Raw genomic sequence first — 15,767 nt, forward strand, 5'->3', positions numbered from 1 at the left:
GTTATGGTTATTCAGAATAATTGTCCTTAAATGGCCTTTCGCGCAACCAACATGAGAAAAATATTCTCGACGCTCAGGAATATGATTTGTGTAGGACAAGACCTGCGACGGTTTGTCCACCACATTGACACCGCTCCAACGCCCAACCTAACGCCCAATAAAAATACATGACAAGACCGAGCGTAGAGAATAGCCATGAACGAATACGAACCCCTGCGTCTGCACGTTCCTGAACCTTCCGGCCGTCCAGGCTGTAAAACCGATTTTTCCTACCTGCGGCTGACCGGCGCCGGTCTGGTGCGCAAGCCGCCGATTGACGTCGAGCCGGCAGACACCGCCGACCTCGCCAAAGGTTTGATCCGCGTTCTTGACGATCAAGGCCAAGCCTTGGGGCCTTGGGCCGAAGGCGTTCCAGTAGAAATTTTGCGCAAAGGCATGCGCGCCATGCTCAAGACGCGAATTTTTGACAACCGCATGGTGGTCGCTCAGCGTCAGAAAAAAATGTCGTTCTACATGCAGAGTCTCGGCGAAGAGGCGATTGGCAGTGCGCAAGCCTTGGCCCTTAACGTGACCGACATGTGCTTCCCGACCTACCGTCAACAAAGCATCTTGATGGCCCGTGAAGTGCCGTTGGTGGACCTGATTTGCCAACTGCTGTCCAACGAACGCGACCCGCTTAAAGGCCGTCAGTTGCCGATCATGTACTCGGTGCGCGACTACGGTTTCTTCACCATCTCCGGCAACCTCGCGACGCAATTCGTGCAAGCGGTGGGCTGGGGCATGGCTTCGGCGATCAAAGGCGACACCAAAATCGCCTCGGGCTGGATCGGTGATGGTGCCACCGCTGAGTCCGATTTCCACACCGCCCTCACGTTTGCTCACGTCTACCGCGCGCCGGTAATTCTCAATGTGGTCAACAACCAATGGGCCATTTCCACTTTCCAAGCGATTGCGGGTGGCGAAGCGACGACCTTTGCCGGTCGTGGCGTGGGCTGTGGGATTGCGTCGTTGCGTGTCGACGGCAATGATTTTGTCGCGGTGTACGCCGCCTCGGCCTGGGCCGCAGAACGTGCACGACGCAATTTGGGGCCAACATTGATCGAGTGGGTCACTTACCGCGCCGGTCCACACTCGACCTCCGATGATCCGTCCAAATACCGCCCGGCTGATGACTGGAGCCACTTCCCGTTAGGCGATCCGATTCAACGCTTGAAGCAGCATTTGATTCACATCGGCCAATGGTCAGAGGAAGAACACGCCGCCACCAGTGCCGAACTCGAAGCCGAGATTATCGCCGCGCAAAAAGAAGCCGAGCGCTACGGCACAATGGCTGGCGGGCAAACGCCTAGCGCCGCGACGATGTTCGACGACGTCTATAAAGAGATGCCCGAGCACCTGCGTCGGCAACGTCAGGAACTGGGGATTTGACATGAACGATTTCAACAACGACATCCAGTTGGACACTGCCATGACCACCACCAACATGACCATGATTCAGGCGCTGCGCTCGGCCATGGACGTGATGCTTGAGCGCGATAATGACGTGGTGGTTTTCGGTCAGGACGTGGGCTATTTCGGCGGCGTGTTCCGTTGCACCGAAGGGCTGCAAAGCAAATACGGCACCTCGCGGGTGTTTGATGCGCCGATCTCCGAAAGCGGGATTGTTGGCGTTGCCGTGGGCATGGGCGCCTATGGCCTGCGGCCGGTGGTCGAAATCCAGTTCGCCGATTATGTCTACCCCGCGTCAGATCAGATCATTTCTGAAGCCGCCCGCTTGCGTTATCGCTCGGCCGGCGAGTTCACCGCTCCGATGACCCTGCGCATGCCCTGCGGCGGCGGCATCTACGGCGGCCAGACCCACAGCCAAAGCATCGAAGCGATGTTCACCCAAGTCTGCGGTTTACGCACCGTCATGCCGTCGAACCCGTATGACGCCAAAGGGCTGCTGATCGCCTCCATCGAATGCGATGACCCGGTGATTTTCCTTGAGCCCAAGCGCTTGTACAACGGTCCGTTCGACGGCCATCACGATCGTCCGGTAACGCCGTGGTCGAAACACCCGTCCAGCGCCGTGCCGGATGGTTATTACAAAGTGCCGCTGGATGTGGCAGCGATTGTCCGTCCCGGCAGCGACGTAACGGTGCTGACTTACGGCACCACGGTGTACGTGTCACAAGTTGCCGCCGAAGAAACCGGGGTCGATGCGGAAGTCATCGACTTGCGCAGCTTGTGGCCGCTGGACTTGGAGACCATCGTCAACTCAGTGAAGAAAACCCGCCGTTGCGTGGTCGTCCATGAGGCCACCCGCACTTGCGGTTTCGGTGCTGAGTTAGTGGCGCTGGTTCAAGAGCACTGCTTCCACTACCTTGAATCACCCATTGAACGCGTTACCGGTTGGGATACCCCGTACCCGCATGCGCAAGAATGGGCGTACTTCCCAGGGCCGTCCCGAGTGGGCGCGGCGTTGAAACGGGTTATGGAGGTCTGAATGGGCACGCATGTTATTAAAATGCCGGACATTGGCGAAGGCATCGCGCAAGTGGAATTGGTGGAATGGTTCGTCAAAGTCGGCGACCGGGTGGTCGAAGATCAGGTGGTGGCCGATGTGATGACTGACAAGGCCACGGTGGACATCCCGTCTCCGGTATCAGGCATCGTTATGGCCTTGGGCGGACAGCCCGGTGAGGTCATGGCGGTCGGCAGCGAGCTGATTCGGATCGAAGTGGAGGGCGAGGGCAACCATAAGGAATCGGCAGTTGTTGCCAGGCCTGAGCCTGTTCCGGCCGCCTCGTCTGTTGTTCAGGCAAACGTAGAGGCGGCTGCCAAATTTTCACCTGCTGACGTTAAACCCTTGCCACACGCCCATGTTTCCCGCGAAACCGCCGAGCGCCCATTGGCCTCTCCGGCCGTGCGCAAACGCGCGCTGGACTTGGGTATTGCCTTGCGTCTGGTGCAGGGTCGCGGCCCGGCCGGGCACATCCGCCACGAAGACCTCGACGCCTACATCGAACAGCGCGACACGCCCACCCCGGCCACGACCGCTGCTTACGCTCAGCGCAACGACGAGCAGCAAATTCCGGTCATAGGTCTGCGCCGTAAGATCGCCCAGCGCATGCAAGACGCAACCCGCCGGGCCGCGCATTTCAGTTATGTCGAAGAAGTCGACGTCACTGCGCTGGAGGAACTGCGGGTTCACCTCAATCACAAGTGGGGCGCCAGTCGCGGCAAGTTAACGCTGTTGCCGTTTCTGGTCCGGGCGATGGTCGTGGCATTGCGTGACTTCCCGCAGATCAATGCGCGTTACGACGACGAAGCGCAGGTCATCACCCGTCACGGCGCGGTGCATGTTGGTGTCGCCACTCAAAGCGATAACGGCTTGATGGTGCCGGTGGTGCGCCACGCGGAAACCCGCAGCCTGTGGGCCAATGCCGGGGAAATCTCACGCTTGGCCAACGCTGCCCGCACGGGTAAAGCCAGCCGCGATGAAATGTCCGGTTCCACCATCACCTTGACCAGCCTTGGCCCCTTGGGCGGCATCGTCAGCACCCCGGTGTTGAACCTGCCGGAAGTGGCTATCGTGGGCGTCAATCGCATCGTCGAACGGCCGATGGTAATCAACGGCCAAATCGTAATTCGGAAAATGATGAACCTCTCCAGCTCCTTTGATCATCGGGTGGTCGATGGCATGGACGCGGCGCAATTCATCCAGGCCATTCGCGGCTTGCTCGAACAACCCGCCACGCTATTTTTGGAGTAATCATGGCGCAGACTTTGAATACCACGCTGTTGATTATCGGTGGCGGCCCTGGCGGTTATGTGGCGGCGATCCGCGCCGGTCAGTTGGGCATTCCAACGATTCTGGTGGAGGGCCAGGCATTGGGCGGCACCTGTTTGAACGTCGGGTGTATCCCCTCTAAAGCGTTGATCCATGTCGCGGAGCAGTTTCATCAAACCCGTTCGTTTACCACGCCTTCTGCGCTGGGGATTAGCGTGCCCTCGGCCACGTTGGACATCGGTCAAAGCGTGAACTGGAAAAACGGTATTGTTGATCGCCTCACCACCGGCGTCGCGGCGCTACTGAAGAAAAATAAGGTGCAGGTGATCCATGGTTGGGCTCGGGTCGTTGATGGCAAAACTGTCGAAGTAGGCAATCAGCGCATCCAGTGCGAGCATTTGTTGCTGGCCACTGGATCGACTTCGGTCAACCTGCCAATGCTGCCCCTTGGTGGGCCGGTCATATCGTCCACCGAAGCGTTGACGCCCGAAGCGATTCCCAAGCACTTGATCGTGGTTGGCGCGGGTTATATCGGCTTGGAGTTGGGCATTGCTTACCGCAAGTTGGGCGCCGAGGTCAGCGTGGTCGAGGCCCGTGACCGGATCTTGCCCGCGTATGACCAGGAACTCACTCAACCGATTGCCGAGACCTTGAAACACCTGGGCGTGAAGCTGTACCTGCAACACAGCGTCCAAGGCTTTGACCCTGAAAACCTGACACTGCAAGTGCGCGATCCCGAAGGCCAAGCGTTAACGTTGAGCGCTGACCAAGTGCTAGTGGCGGTGGGGCGTAAACCCAACAGCCAAGGCTGGAACCTTGAAGCGCTGGGGCTGGACATGAACGGCGCGGCGGTGAAGATCGACGACCGTTGCCAGACCAGCATGCGCAACGTTTGGGCCATTGGTGACCTGGCAGGCGAGCCAATGCTGGCCCACCGCGCCATGGCCCAAGGCGAAATGGTAGCCGAACTGATCGCAGGCAACGCCCGAGAATTCAACCCGGTAGCGATTGCGGCCGTGTGTTTTACCGACCCGGAATTAGTGGTGGTCGGTAAAACCCCGGAGCAAGCAATCGCGCTAGGGCTGGAGTGTTTAGTCGCGAGCTTCCCGTTTGCGGCCAACGGCCGGGCAATGACGTTGGAGTCGAAAAGCGGCTTCGTGCGCGTGGTGGCGCGGCGCGACAATCATTTGATTGTGGGTTGGCAAGCGGTTGGCATCGGCGTCTCGGAGTTGTCCACCGCGTTTGCTCAATCCCTGGAAATGGGCGCACGCCTGGAGGATATCGCAGGCACCATCCACGCCCACCCGACCTTGGGCGAGGCCGTGCATGAAGCCGCGTTGCGCGCGCTGGGGCATGCGTTGCATCTTTGAATGAGCACCAACCGATCTGTAGGAGCCAACGTGTTGGCGAAGGGCTGATGCGGTGTGTCCGTTAACTCGTCTCGCCGACACATTGGTTCCACAGACAATCGCAATCAGTCAGTACTTATCGCGACACGTCGCTCGCTGACCGCGTGCAGCAGGAAACTGATGAGTGCGATCAACGGCATAGCACTACCCACCAGCACGATCCACAACCATCCGCCTTGTTCGTACAACACACTGGCGACTGCCGAGCCGATAGCCCCGCCGATAAAGATGCTGGTCATGTACAGCGCGTTCAGACGGCTGCGACTGCTGGCATCCAGCGCATATACGGCGCGTTGACCCATCACCATGTTCATTTGCACGCAGAAGTCGAGCACGACGCCGGTCACGGCTAACCCGACCACGCTGTACACCGGGTGAATCAGTGCAGGCAAGAAGCTCAGCACCGCCAATATCAATGCCAGCAAACTGGCGACGCGCGTATGCCCGGCGTCAGCCAGACGGCCGCTGATGGGCGCGGCAACGGCGCCAATGGCCCCGACCAATGCGAACAAGGCAATTTGCGTCTGCGACAGCCCGTGATTACGCGCCAGTTCTACCGGCACCGCAGTCCAGAACAGGCTGAACGCGGCGAACATCAATCCTTGATAAAGCGCCCGCTGACGCAGCACCGGTTGAGTGCGCAATAAGGTCCACAGCGAACCCAGCAGCTGGCGATACGACGCGCTGTGGCTGGGTTGGCGTTTCGGCATGGTGGTGGCGAGCACCACGCTGATCAATGTCATAACGACTGCCGCTGTGATAAATACCGCGCGCCAGCCGAAGTGGTCGGCAATCACGCTGGACAACGGTCGCGCCAGCAAAATACCCAGCAACAGCCCACCCATGATGCTGCCGACCACTCGGCCTCGGGATTCCTCAGGCGCCAAATGCGCGGCCAGCGGGATCAGAATCTGCACCGATACCGAACTGAAACCCACCAGTAACGATGCCAGCAGGAACACATTCGGCTGTTGACTGAAGGCCGCCCCCAACAAACTGATGATCGCCAGCAGCGCGGTCATGATCATCAGCCGGCGGTTCTCCAGCAAGTCACCCAGCGGCACAAGGAAAAACAGGCCAATGGCGTAGCCGATTTGAGTCAGCGACACGATCATGCTGGCCATGGTGCTGGACAGGCCGATGTCAGGCGCAATCAACTCGATAATTGGCTGGGCGTAATAAAGGTTGCCGACAATGGCACCACAGCAAAACGCAAACAACGTCACCCTCCCGCGCGTCATGGTGTGGGAGTGGTCGGTGTGGGTCGTAATACTCATGGACGTTCTCGTTCGCGCTTTTGATAGCGCGCAGGCTAATGGTTTCGCCCGCAAGTAAAAAGGGTCGTGGCCGTGATAGCTAATATGCTTGGAAAGAATAAACAGCTAAATCACTCAGTGCTGAACCTGTATAAGCCAACTTGTTGGCGAGGCGTCTGACCGTGTGTGTCAGGAAAGGCGCTTCGCGAACAAGTTCGCTCCTACAGATTTTTCTGACCGGAAGCTCCCTCCAACTCAATATCCAGCCGTTTCAACCTCGACGCCAAGGTCGTCGGTTTGATCCCCAGCAATTCCGCCGCGCCGCCTTTGCCGAACAACTTTCCGTTGGCCGCTTTGAGGGCGGCGTGCATGTTGTTGCGCTCCAGTTCTCGCAGTTGCGCGTCGGTCATGACCGATGACGGCATGAACAGAAGGGTGGTGCTTTCGGCGCTTTTAGGTTCGTCCGGGAGGTCCATGTTCAGATCAGCACCACGGGAGGTAATCAGCGCGCGCTCGATGACGTTTTGCAGTTCGCGGATGTTGCCCGGCCATGAATAACGCTGCAAACGCTCGATGTCGCTGTTGCGCAGGCGGCGGCCGGGCATGTTCAGGCGTTGGCTGGTTTGCTTGAGAAAGTGCGCGGCCAGTGGCGGGATGTCCATGGCGCGGTCGCGCAGGGCCGGGGACTGGATCGGGAACACGTTCAGCCGAAAATACAGGTCTTCGCGAAAGCGCTTGGCCGTGACTTCCTGCCGCAAATCCCGGTTGGTGGCGGCGATGATCCGTACATCGACCTTGCGCGTGCGTTCTTCACCAACCCGTTCGAACTGGCCTTCCTGCAACACCCGCAGCAGCTTGCTTTGCAGCTCCAGGGGGATTTCGCCGATCTCGTCGAGAAACAGTGTGCCGCCGTCGGCCAATTCAAACCGTCCGACCCGGTCCCGAATCGCCCCGGTGAACGCGCCACGAATGTGCCCAAAGAACTCGCTTTCAAACAGTTCGGTGGGGATCGCCGCGCAGTTAACCCTAATCAACGGGCTGGCGCTGCGGCGGCTGGCTTGGTGGATGGCGCGGGCAATCAGCTCTTTACCAGTGCCGGATTCGCCGTTGATTAGCACGCTGGCGTCAGTGGGTGCGACTACATCGATCTGTTTGATGATCTTCAGAATCGGTTCGCTTTGGCCGACGATTTCCCGGAAGTTGTGCTCGATGTGGATTTCTTCCTGCAAATACGCGTTTTGCTCCTCCAGCCGCTGTTTGAGGACGTTGAGTTCTTTGAGAGCGCTTTGCAGTTGATTCTCAGTGTTGCGGCGTTCGGTGATGTCACGAAAAACCACCACGGCGCCGGCGATTCGGCCATCGGAAATAACCGGGGTGCTGGTGAATTCCACCGGAAAACTGCTGCCGTCGCGGCGCCAGAACACTTCTTGGCGCCCTTCGTGAATCACGCCGTCGCGCACCGCTTTATAGATCGGGCAATCTTCCACCGGGTAATGACTGCCGTCGGCATGGGTATGGTGGTGAATACGATGGATATTCTTGCCGATCATGTCCTCGGGTTCCCAGCCGAGCATGCGCGCGCCAGCCGGATTGACGAACGTCGCCAGGCCGTCACTGTTGATGCTGTAGATGCCATCGCCCACTGAGCTGAGCAGCAACAGGTTGTCGCGCTCGGACTCTTGAAACAGGTTAAGAATGTTACGCCACTCGATCAGCCCGCCGCGCATGGTGCGCTCAGTATGAGCTTGATCGCGCTGGTACTTCTGATGACTCAGCTCGCGCAGCACCAGAATCAGCTGCTGCTCGCCCTTGATTTGCAGAGTAGTAGCGGAGATTTCCAGCTCGATGCGCTCTCCGGTCTTGCAATGACAGCTCAGCTCTTCAGTCCAACCTAGGCCTTTGTCTAGCACCGCTTGGGTAAATACGATCAGGTCCGCCAACTGATGGCCGAACAGTTTGCTCACTGGCAGCGCCAGCAACTCTTGGCGCTGATAACCAAGCAGCTTGCAGGCGGCAACGTTCAAGTCACCAAAGCGGTCGGCATACGGATTGAGCAACACGATGGCTTCGGCGCAGTGTTCAAACACCATGTGCCGTGACGAATACGCCAGGTCGGCCCAGTTGCTGAGGGAGTCTGTTTCGGTGGTCATTACGAAATCTCGTGATTTGCCGCTACGAATATTCGTATTTCTACGTGAATGCGTGGTTCACCGGTAGCATCAGCTGTGCGATAAAAAACCGTATCAGATGGGCTTTATTAACTAATTCAATGACTTAAGTCAGTGCAAATTTTATTTTAATTTTCTGGCACGGCGTTCGCTCTCTCTGTTTCAACCCGGCAGCCACTTAAGGCCGCCGCCAAAGAAAAAAAAAGGAGAGCGACGACATGCCTACCGTGGATATTCCTCATTACAAAGACGGCGACTTTCTGGTCGATTACGAAGAAAAAGTCTTCGAAGACGTCAAAGCCGAGCCCGGCGAAAAAGTCCTGATCACCTTCCACACCATCGCTTTCGAAGGCTCCATCGGCCTGGTCAACATGCTTCAGGCCAAGCGTCTGCTGCGCAAGGGCTTTGAAACCACCATCCTCTTGTACGGCCCCGGCGTGCAGTTGGGCGTGCAGCGTGGTTTCCCAACCCTAGGTGCTGAAGCGTTCCCAGGCCATTTGGCGGTGAACAAGCAACTCATCCAGTTCATGGAAGAGGGCGGCAAAGTCTATGCCTGCCGTTTTGCTTTGCAGGCGCTGTATGGCCAGACCGAAAAAGCCTTGATCGAAGGTATCCGCCCGATCAACCCACTGGACGTGATGGACCTGCGACTGCTGATGCGCCGTGAAGGCGCAATGATCATTGATACCTGGACTGCGTAGCTAACCGTGCCAGTCGCTTCGCAGGCGAGCCTGCTTCCACAGTATTGCGTCCAGGCTGCGTACTTGTGGAAGGGTGCTTGCCCGCGAAGGTTTTTTTTGAAAATACCCTCTCACCAGGACTGCCCTTATGGCCATCATTAAAGCTGCCGCTGTACAAATCAGTCCGGTGCTGTATAGCCGCGAAGGCACTGTGGATAAGGTCTGCCAGCAGATTATCGCTCTCGGTCAACAGGGCGTGCGGTTTGCGGTCTTTCCGGAAACGGTGGTGCCGTACTACCCCTATTTTTCCTTCGTCCAACCGCCGTTCGCGATGGGCAAGGAACACCTGAAACTGCTGGAACAATCGGTCACCGTGCCGTCGGCATCCACCCTGGCCATCGGCGAAGCCTGCAAGCAAGCCGGGATGGTGGTGTCCATCGGCGTCAACGAGCGCGATGGCGGCACGATCTACAACGCGCAGTTGTTGTTCGATGCCGACGGTAGCCTGATTCAGCACCGGCGCAAGATCACCCCGACCTATCACGAGCGGATTATCTGGGGCCAAGGCGACGGCTCTGGTCTGCGCGCGGTGGACAGCGCTGTAGGGCGCATCGGCTCCCTGGCGTGCTGGGAGCATTACAACCCGTTGGCCCGTTACGCGTTGATGGTAGACGGCGAACAGATTCACGCGGCGATGTTTCCGGGATCGCTGGTGGGCGAGGTGTTCGCTGAGCAAATCGAGGTCACCATTCGCCACCATGCTTTGGAGTCCGGCTGCTTCGTGGTCAACGCCACCGCGTGGCTAGACGCCAGTCAGCAAGGTCAGATCATGCAAGACACCGGTTGCAGCCTCGGCCCGGTTTCGGGGGGCTGCTTCACCGCGATCGTTACTCCGGAAGGCAAGTTGCTCGGTGAACCACTGCGCTCCGGCGAAGGCGTGGTGATCGCCGATCTGGACCTGGCGTTGATCGACAAGCGCAAACGAATGATGGATTCGGTGGGCCATTACAGTCGCCCGGAACTGCTCAGCCTGTTGATCGACCGCACGCCCACCGCCCATGTGCATGAGCGCAGTGCCCATCACCTTGCCGTCGCGCCGACCGAGGAACTTGAACATGCAAACCAATGAATTATTGGCCGAGCTGCAATGCCATGGCGTGCGTTGGCCCGCGGCGCAGAACGGCTTGTCACGGCAAGGCGGGGCAGGGCCGTCGGACCACAAGGCGCTGAGTTTCGGCAGCCGGACCCTGATGGTGCCGATCCTCAATCAAGCCTCACAGGACTCGCCCTACCAGGCGCAACCCACCGCTGACGGCAGCCAGGCACTGATTTTTCGTCAAGGCTTACAGGTCGGCCTGGTGCAAATGCCGGGTGTGCCGAAGTTTTATGGGTTAAGCACCGCCGAGGGTATTCCGTATTGGAAAATCGCCACGTTACACAGCAGTGACGTGCTCGCCACCACGGTGTTGCAGCACTGCATTCGCTTCAATGATCGCGCCACGTCATGCCAGTTTTGCGCCATCGGCCAATCGTTGGCGGCGGGCAAGACCATCGCTCGCAAGCGCCCGCAGCAATTGGCTGAAGTGGCCAAAGCGGCCGTCGAGCTGGACGGTGTGAAACACATGGTCATGACCACCGGCACCCCGCAAACCGCCGACCGTGGCGCCGCGATTTTGTGTGAGTCCGCCGCTGCGGTGACCGCTGCGGTTGACCTGCCGATTCAAGCGCAATGTGAGCCGCCCGACGACGATCGCTGGTTTCAGCGCCTGGCCGACAGCGGCGTGGTGTCGCTGGGCATGCACCTGGAAGCGGTCACCGATGAGGTGCGCCAACGGATCATGCCGGGCAAAGCCGAAGTTCCGCTGAGCCGCTATTTCGACGCGTTCAGCGCGGCGGTCGAGGTGTTCGGGCGCGGGCAGGTCAGCACTTACATCCTCGCCGGTCTCGGCGACAGCGAAGCAGCGATCAGCGACATGAGTGAGCGTTTGTGTGCGCTGGGCGTGTACCCGTTCGTGGTGCCCTTCGTGCCCATCGATGGCACGCCGTTGGCCCATCACCCGAAACCCGACAGCGCGATGATGGCCCGGTTGTACCCGCAGATCGGCGCGAGCTTGCGTCGTCACGGCTTGCATTCCGATCAGATCAACGCCGGTTGCGCCAAATGCGGCGCGTGCTCGGCGCTTAAAAGCTACGAGTGATCGACTGTCTCTGGAGCCCACTTATGCACAACCTCGCCTTTGCCTTGGTCGACAGCACCTTCGAGCCGTTTCGTGCAGGCCAATTGCTGATTAAACCGGCGACCGAAACCTGGGAAAAACAGGCTTATTTCGCCCTGCGTCGTTCGGTGTTTTCAGATGAACAACAACTGCTGGCGCAGGACAAGGACGGCCACGACTTCCAGGCTATCGCCATTGTTGCGTTGGGCGGCAGTTGCGGCATGGCGGATCAGGTGGTGGGGGCGGTTCGGATCTATCAGCCAGAACCTGGCCTGTGGTTTGGCGGGCGGTTGTGCGTTGCTCAGGCTTATCGACGCCACAGCATGATCGGCAAGGCATTAGTCAATGAAGCCGTGTCGCGGGCCAAGGAGTTGGGTTGCGAGGTATTTCGCGCCACAGTGCAGGCGCCCAATGAAGTGTATTTCCACGGCCTGCACTGGCAGACGCTAGAGCTTTTACAACTGCTCGGTCAATCGCATTGCCTGATGCAAGCCGATTTATCGAGCTACCCATTAATGCCACGTCAAGTGTCATTGCGCCCCCTGAAGGTGGCTCGCCATGACTGACATTTTGAATCTCGCTGCGCTGCTCGATACCCTGCGCAGCACCCCGGCCATGCTCTCCAAACAAGCGATTCAGCAACCCGCCGAGGTGATGCGCGATGTTCATCGCTCCCTCACTCGCGAACAGCTATATGCGCTGCCGGGCGACGATACCGCTGCCATTGCCTGCGGCGATCATTTTCAGCTGTTGGCCATCGAAGGCATGTTGCCGGGCTTTGTTCAGGCGGCGCCGTGGTTTGCCGGTTGGTCGGCGGTCATGGCGAACGTCAGTGACATCACCGCCATGGGCGGTCGCGCCACCGCAGTGGTCAACGCGTATTGGCATCACGAACACGAGGCAGCGAAGCAGGTGTTGACTGGTATTCGAGCCGCTTGTGAGGCCTACGGATTATTGCTGGCTGGGGGTCACACCAGTCTCGCCTGTGGTAATCCGACCGCGCTGGCCGTCGCTATTACCGGCGTTGCCCACAAGCTGTTATCGACCCTGCATGTGGCGCCGGGCCAAGTGCTCGCCATGGCCGTGGACCTCGAAGGTGCCTGGCATGCCGACAGCACCTATTGGAAAGCCTTCGAAGGCGTTCCGGCCGAGCGCCTGCGCAGCAAACTCGAAGTGCTACCGCGTCTGGCCGAAGCTGAACTGTTATACGCGGCCAAAGACATCAGCAACGCCGGCGTATTGGGCAGCCTGTTGATGCTGCTGGAGACCACCGGCTGCGGCGCCACTATTGACCTCAACGCCTTGCCCTGTCCCCTCGGCGCCGATCTGGCGCGCTGGCTGCAGGTATTTCCCAGTTACGGTTTTCTGATGACCCTGGAGGAGGGTAACTGGATCAACGTTCAGGCGGCTTTCGCCTTCGAAGGCTTGCGCTGCGAACGTATTGGTCAGGTCAACGCCAGCGGTTCGCTGGAGGTTCAGGCGGGTGAGCAGCGCCGCACTTTTTGGAACCTGCGCGAGCAGGCGTTCACCGGTTTCAGCTATCCCGATCACGACTTGAGCCCTTTAAAGCTTACCCAACAGGAGCATTGATATGCCCGCCGTCAATTTCAAAGTCCGCTGGCCTAACGGCAAAGAAGCAGCCGGTTACTCACCGTCCACCGTGATCTACGAACACCTGCAAGAAGGCGTCAGCTACCCGTTACCGGATTTTCTAAAGCGCCTTGAAAGTGCTTTGAACGACGCCTCGGAGCGGGTCAAGCAGGTTAAAGGCTTCTATTGCAGCTCGGCCATGGACACCTTGAATTCACTTAAAGGGCAGGCCAGCGTTCTCGATGCGCGGCACTACGACACCGGTCAGGTGGAAATACTCAGTATGCGCACCGAAGGCGGTGGCCGGGTTCCCGGTGCCGGTTGGAGTTCGTTCTGATTCGTTTGCGTCTTTGTTTTTAAACCTTATAGCCCTCGCGGCGGAGAGCCCTCATGGTTCAGCTCACTTCAGTCAAACCAGCCCATCACAGCGTGATCGTCGTCGGCGGCGGCCAGGCCGGATTGTCTGCCAGTTACTACCTGCAACAGCAAGGCATCGACCATTTGTTGCTGGAAAAGCACAGCGTGACCCACGCTTGGCGCCACCAACGCTGGGATGCCTTCAGCCTGGTTACGCCCAACTGGCAATGCGCGCTGCCAGGTTACACCTACAGCGACCAGTTCAAGGGCCAGGACCCCCACGGGTTCATGAAGCGCGATGAGATCAATACGTATCTCGCGGGATTCGCACAATCGGTCAACGCCCCGCTGTTGGAAGGCGTTACCGTGCAGCGCGTAGTGCCCCGTGCCAGTGGTGGCTATGACCTTCATACCTCCCAAGGCGAGTACACCGCCGATAAGGTCATCGTCGCCTCAGGCGGCTATCACACCCCAATCATTCCGCGTTTGGCTGAGCGTTTACCGGCGGGCATCCAGCAGATTCACTCTGAGCAATACCGCAACCCGCAGGCGTTGCCGGCGGGCAATGTGTTAGTGGTCGGCTCGGGTCAATCCGGTGCGCAAATCGCTGAGGACTTGCACCTTGCCGGGCGCAAGGTTTATTTGGCCGTTGGCGACGCCCCGCGTTGCGCGCGGTTTTATCGCGGCAAGGACGTAGTCGATTGGCTGGCGCAAATGGGCTACTACGACATTGGCGTTGACACCCACCCGCTACGTGAAGGCGTGCGCGACAACACTAACCACTACGTCACCGGTCGTGACGGCGGACGCGACATCGACCTGCGTCAATTCGCCAACGAAGGCATGGAGTTGTTCGGCCGCCTGGAAGGGTTGAACGGCGTTTGGCTGCAGTTTGCCAGCAATCTCAGCGAGAGCCTGGACAGTGCCGATGCCGTGTATAACCGGATCAATACGACCATTGACGGCTACATCGAAAAGAACGCAATCGATGCCCCAGCCGGTGAGTTTTACTCGCCGGTGTGGACGCCCGAGCAAGAGCGCGCTGAGCTAGACCTTGAAGCACACGGCATTACTAGCATCATCTGGTGCATTGGCTTTACCCCTGATTTCACTTGGGTCGAAGCCCCCGTGTTCAATGGTCGCGGCCATCCCGGTCATCAGCGCGGCGTGACGACTCAACCCGGTTTGTATTTCCTCGGCCTGCCGTGGCTGTACACCTGGGGTTCGGGCCGCTTCTCCGGCATTGCTCGGGACGCTGAATATCTGGTTGAGCACATCGCCGGGGTCGCTGAAGAAAAGCGTGAGGCGCGACTGTCGTTGGCGAGATAGCCTTCACATAAGCATCGGTCATTCGGTTCTTTCAGGAGTTGATTTGTTGGCGAAGCATTCTCTGTTTTGTATCAAACAGGCCGCTTCGCGAGCACGTTCGCTCACAGATGGCAGTAGCGCGCCTGGTGTGGTTTTTACGGCAGGCTATAGTGCTTACTTGACGAGATTTTATGACGGGAGAATACTGCGTCAAATATTCATATATATGACTGGGAGCTATAAATATGAATCAGCTGTCCAGCGATGCTCGCCTGCCTCTTTATCAGCGTCTGCGTGATCAGTTGGCGCAACAGATTGCCAATAACCGTTGGCGACCGGGGGAGGCGATTCCTACCGAAGCCGCACTTTCCAGCGAGTACTGCCTGTCCACCGGAACGGTGCGTAAAGCCATTGATATGTTGGTCAACGAGAACATCCTCGAACGCCAACAAGGACGCGGCACCTTCATTCGCCGTCCGCAATTTCAGTCTTCGTTGTTTCGTTTCTTCCGGTTCCAAACCGCTTCTGGCGAACGCCAAGTGCCTGAAAGTCGCATCCTCTCCATCGAACCAATGAGCGCGCCTTCGGCCGCCGCCCAAGCGCTGGGGCTCGCGCCAGAATCGCCGGTCATTCGCGTGTTGCGTGTGCGATTGCTGGATGCGCAACCGGTGTTGGCTGAAGAAATCTGGCTGCCACGTATTCAATTCCAAGCGCTATTGGACATCGATCTGGATCAACAAGGGCCTTTGCTCTACCCGATCTACGAAGAGTTCTGCGGCCAAGTGGTTGCTTATGCCCAAGAGACTTTGACCGCCGATCTAGTCAGTGAGATTCACGCTCAGTTGCTACAGATTCCGGTCAATAGCCCGGTGGTGGTGATTGAGCGACTGGCGCGTAATTACGCCGGCGAACCCTTGGAATGGCGCCGTTCAAGAGGACATGCCAGCCACTTTCGTTACTGCGTCGATATCCGCTAACCGCTGAGTGATTCCCTAAATAGGTGCCTCT

Annotated in this window: 14 protein-coding genes; 12 read left to right on the top strand and 2 right to left on the bottom strand. The window is 58.5% G+C overall.

All coding sequences use genetic code 11. The annotated features are described in order from the left end of the window. Positions 1-195: 195 nt before the first annotated feature. Genes QN378_RS03545 through lpdA form a run of 4 tightly spaced genes read left to right on the top strand, consistent with a single transcriptional unit; the run spans position 196 to position 5,145 of the window. On the top strand, positions 196-1,428 hold the full coding sequence (locus QN378_RS03545; RefSeq protein WP_323549441.1) for a 3-methyl-2-oxobutanoate dehydrogenase (2-methylpropanoyl-transferring) subunit alpha: 1,233 nt from the start codon (positions 196-198) through the stop codon (positions 1,426-1,428). A 1-nt stretch (position 1,429) separates the two neighbouring features. Beyond that, positions 1,430-2,488, top strand: a complete 1,059-nt coding sequence (locus QN378_RS03550; RefSeq protein ID WP_322165133.1) for an alpha-ketoacid dehydrogenase subunit beta — start codon at positions 1,430-1,432, stop codon at positions 2,486-2,488. Next, positions 2,489-3,757: a dihydrolipoamide acetyltransferase family protein gene (locus tag QN378_RS03555; protein WP_323549440.1), complete on the top strand. Its 1,269-nt coding sequence runs from the start codon at positions 2,489-2,491 to the stop codon at positions 3,755-3,757. Between the two features lie 2 nt (positions 3,758-3,759). Beyond that, entirely contained in the window at positions 3,760-5,145 is a 1,386-nt protein-coding gene (gene lpdA, locus QN378_RS03560; RefSeq protein ID WP_323549439.1) for a dihydrolipoyl dehydrogenase, read from the top strand. Between the two features lie 104 nt (positions 5,146-5,249). Here the strand turns inward: lpdA and QN378_RS03565 are convergent, their stop codons facing one another. Next, entirely contained in the window at positions 5,250-6,461 is a 1,212-nt protein-coding gene (locus QN378_RS03565; RefSeq protein WP_323549438.1) for an MFS transporter, read from the bottom strand. A gap of 200 nt (positions 6,462-6,661) precedes the next feature. Beyond that, on the bottom strand, positions 6,662-8,590 hold the full coding sequence (locus QN378_RS03570; RefSeq protein WP_323549437.1) for a sigma 54-interacting transcriptional regulator: 1,929 nt from the start codon (positions 8,588-8,590) through the stop codon (positions 6,662-6,664). A gap of 236 nt (positions 8,591-8,826) precedes the next feature. Between QN378_RS03570 and QN378_RS03575 the strand changes: the two genes are divergently transcribed. The 8 genes from QN378_RS03575 to QN378_RS03610 all read left to right on the top strand — a co-directional run bounded on the left by QN378_RS03575 (position 8,827) and on the right by QN378_RS03610 (position 15,736). Then, a complete protein-coding gene (locus QN378_RS03575) occupies positions 8,827-9,309 on the top strand; it encodes an MSMEG_0572/Sll0783 family nitrogen starvation response protein (RefSeq protein ID WP_297843590.1) in 483 nt (160 codons plus the stop codon). A 127-nt stretch (positions 9,310-9,436) separates the two neighbouring features. Beyond that, positions 9,437-10,417: a Nit6803 family nitrilase gene (locus QN378_RS03580; protein WP_323549436.1), complete on the top strand. Its 981-nt coding sequence runs from the start codon at positions 9,437-9,439 to the stop codon at positions 10,415-10,417. Then, on the top strand, positions 10,404-11,486 hold the full coding sequence (locus tag QN378_RS03585) for an MSMEG_0568 family radical SAM protein (RefSeq protein ID WP_322202281.1): 1,083 nt from the start codon (positions 10,404-10,406) through the stop codon (positions 11,484-11,486). The genes QN378_RS03580 and QN378_RS03585 overlap by 14 nt, the downstream gene beginning before the upstream one ends. A gap of 23 nt (positions 11,487-11,509) precedes the next feature. After that, on the top strand, positions 11,510-12,070 hold the full coding sequence (locus tag QN378_RS03590; protein WP_323549435.1) for an MSMEG_0567/Sll0786 family nitrogen starvation N-acetyltransferase: 561 nt from the start codon (positions 11,510-11,512) through the stop codon (positions 12,068-12,070). Further along, positions 12,063-13,094: a sll0787 family AIR synthase-like protein gene (locus QN378_RS03595; protein WP_323549434.1), complete on the top strand. Its 1,032-nt coding sequence runs from the start codon at positions 12,063-12,065 to the stop codon at positions 13,092-13,094. Before QN378_RS03590 ends, QN378_RS03595 begins: the two co-directional genes overlap by 8 nt. A gap of 1 nt (position 13,095) precedes the next feature. Further along, positions 13,096-13,431, top strand: a complete 336-nt coding sequence (locus QN378_RS03600; RefSeq protein ID WP_322202287.1) for an MSMEG_0570 family nitrogen starvation response protein — start codon at positions 13,096-13,098, stop codon at positions 13,429-13,431. A gap of 53 nt (positions 13,432-13,484) precedes the next feature. Further along, positions 13,485-14,780 (top strand): MSMEG_0569 family flavin-dependent oxidoreductase, encoded by a 1,296-nt coding sequence (locus QN378_RS03605; RefSeq protein ID WP_323549433.1) that lies wholly within the window; start codon positions 13,485-13,487, stop codon positions 14,778-14,780. Positions 14,781-15,004: 224 nt separating this feature from the next. After that, positions 15,005-15,736: a GntR family transcriptional regulator gene (locus QN378_RS03610; RefSeq protein WP_322202290.1), complete on the top strand. Its 732-nt coding sequence runs from the start codon at positions 15,005-15,007 to the stop codon at positions 15,734-15,736. The last annotated feature ends 31 nt before the right edge of the window (positions 15,737-15,767 follow it).

This window comes from Pseudomonas sp. 10S5 (assembly GCF_035019745.1).
In the GTDB taxonomy this organism is placed as follows: Bacteria; Pseudomonadota; Gammaproteobacteria; order Pseudomonadales; family Pseudomonadaceae; genus Aquipseudomonas.

What these genes read in the sequence shown, in the direction of transcription:
- QN378_RS03545 (WP_323549441.1), top strand. Translation starts at nt 196, where the DNA reads ATGAACGAATACGAACCCCTGCGTCTGCACGTTCCTGAACCTTCCGGC.
- QN378_RS03550 (WP_322165133.1), top strand. Translation starts at nt 1,430, where the DNA reads ATGAACGATTTCAACAACGACATCCAGTTGGACACTGCCATGACCACC.
- QN378_RS03555 (WP_323549440.1), top strand. Translation starts at nt 2,489, where the DNA reads ATGGGCACGCATGTTATTAAAATGCCGGACATTGGCGAAGGCATCGCG.
- lpdA (WP_323549439.1), top strand. Translation starts at nt 3,760, where the DNA reads ATGGCGCAGACTTTGAATACCACGCTGTTGATTATCGGTGGCGGCCCT.
- QN378_RS03565 (WP_323549438.1), bottom strand. Translation starts at nt 6,461, where the DNA reads ATGAGTATTACGACCCACACCGACCACTCCCACACCATGACGCGCGGG.
- QN378_RS03570 (WP_323549437.1), bottom strand. Translation starts at nt 8,590, where the DNA reads ATGACCACCGAAACAGACTCCCTCAGCAACTGGGCCGACCTGGCGTAT.
- QN378_RS03575 (WP_297843590.1), top strand. Translation starts at nt 8,827, where the DNA reads ATGCCTACCGTGGATATTCCTCATTACAAAGACGGCGACTTTCTGGTC.
- QN378_RS03580 (WP_323549436.1), top strand. Translation starts at nt 9,437, where the DNA reads ATGGCCATCATTAAAGCTGCCGCTGTACAAATCAGTCCGGTGCTGTAT.
- QN378_RS03585 (WP_322202281.1), top strand. Translation starts at nt 10,404, where the DNA reads ATGCAAACCAATGAATTATTGGCCGAGCTGCAATGCCATGGCGTGCGT.
- QN378_RS03590 (WP_323549435.1), top strand. Translation starts at nt 11,510, where the DNA reads ATGCACAACCTCGCCTTTGCCTTGGTCGACAGCACCTTCGAGCCGTTT.
- QN378_RS03595 (WP_323549434.1), top strand. Translation starts at nt 12,063, where the DNA reads ATGACTGACATTTTGAATCTCGCTGCGCTGCTCGATACCCTGCGCAGC.
- QN378_RS03600 (WP_322202287.1), top strand. Translation starts at nt 13,096, where the DNA reads ATGCCCGCCGTCAATTTCAAAGTCCGCTGGCCTAACGGCAAAGAAGCA.
- QN378_RS03605 (WP_323549433.1), top strand. Translation starts at nt 13,485, where the DNA reads ATGGTTCAGCTCACTTCAGTCAAACCAGCCCATCACAGCGTGATCGTC.
- QN378_RS03610 (WP_322202290.1), top strand. Translation starts at nt 15,005, where the DNA reads ATGAATCAGCTGTCCAGCGATGCTCGCCTGCCTCTTTATCAGCGTCTG.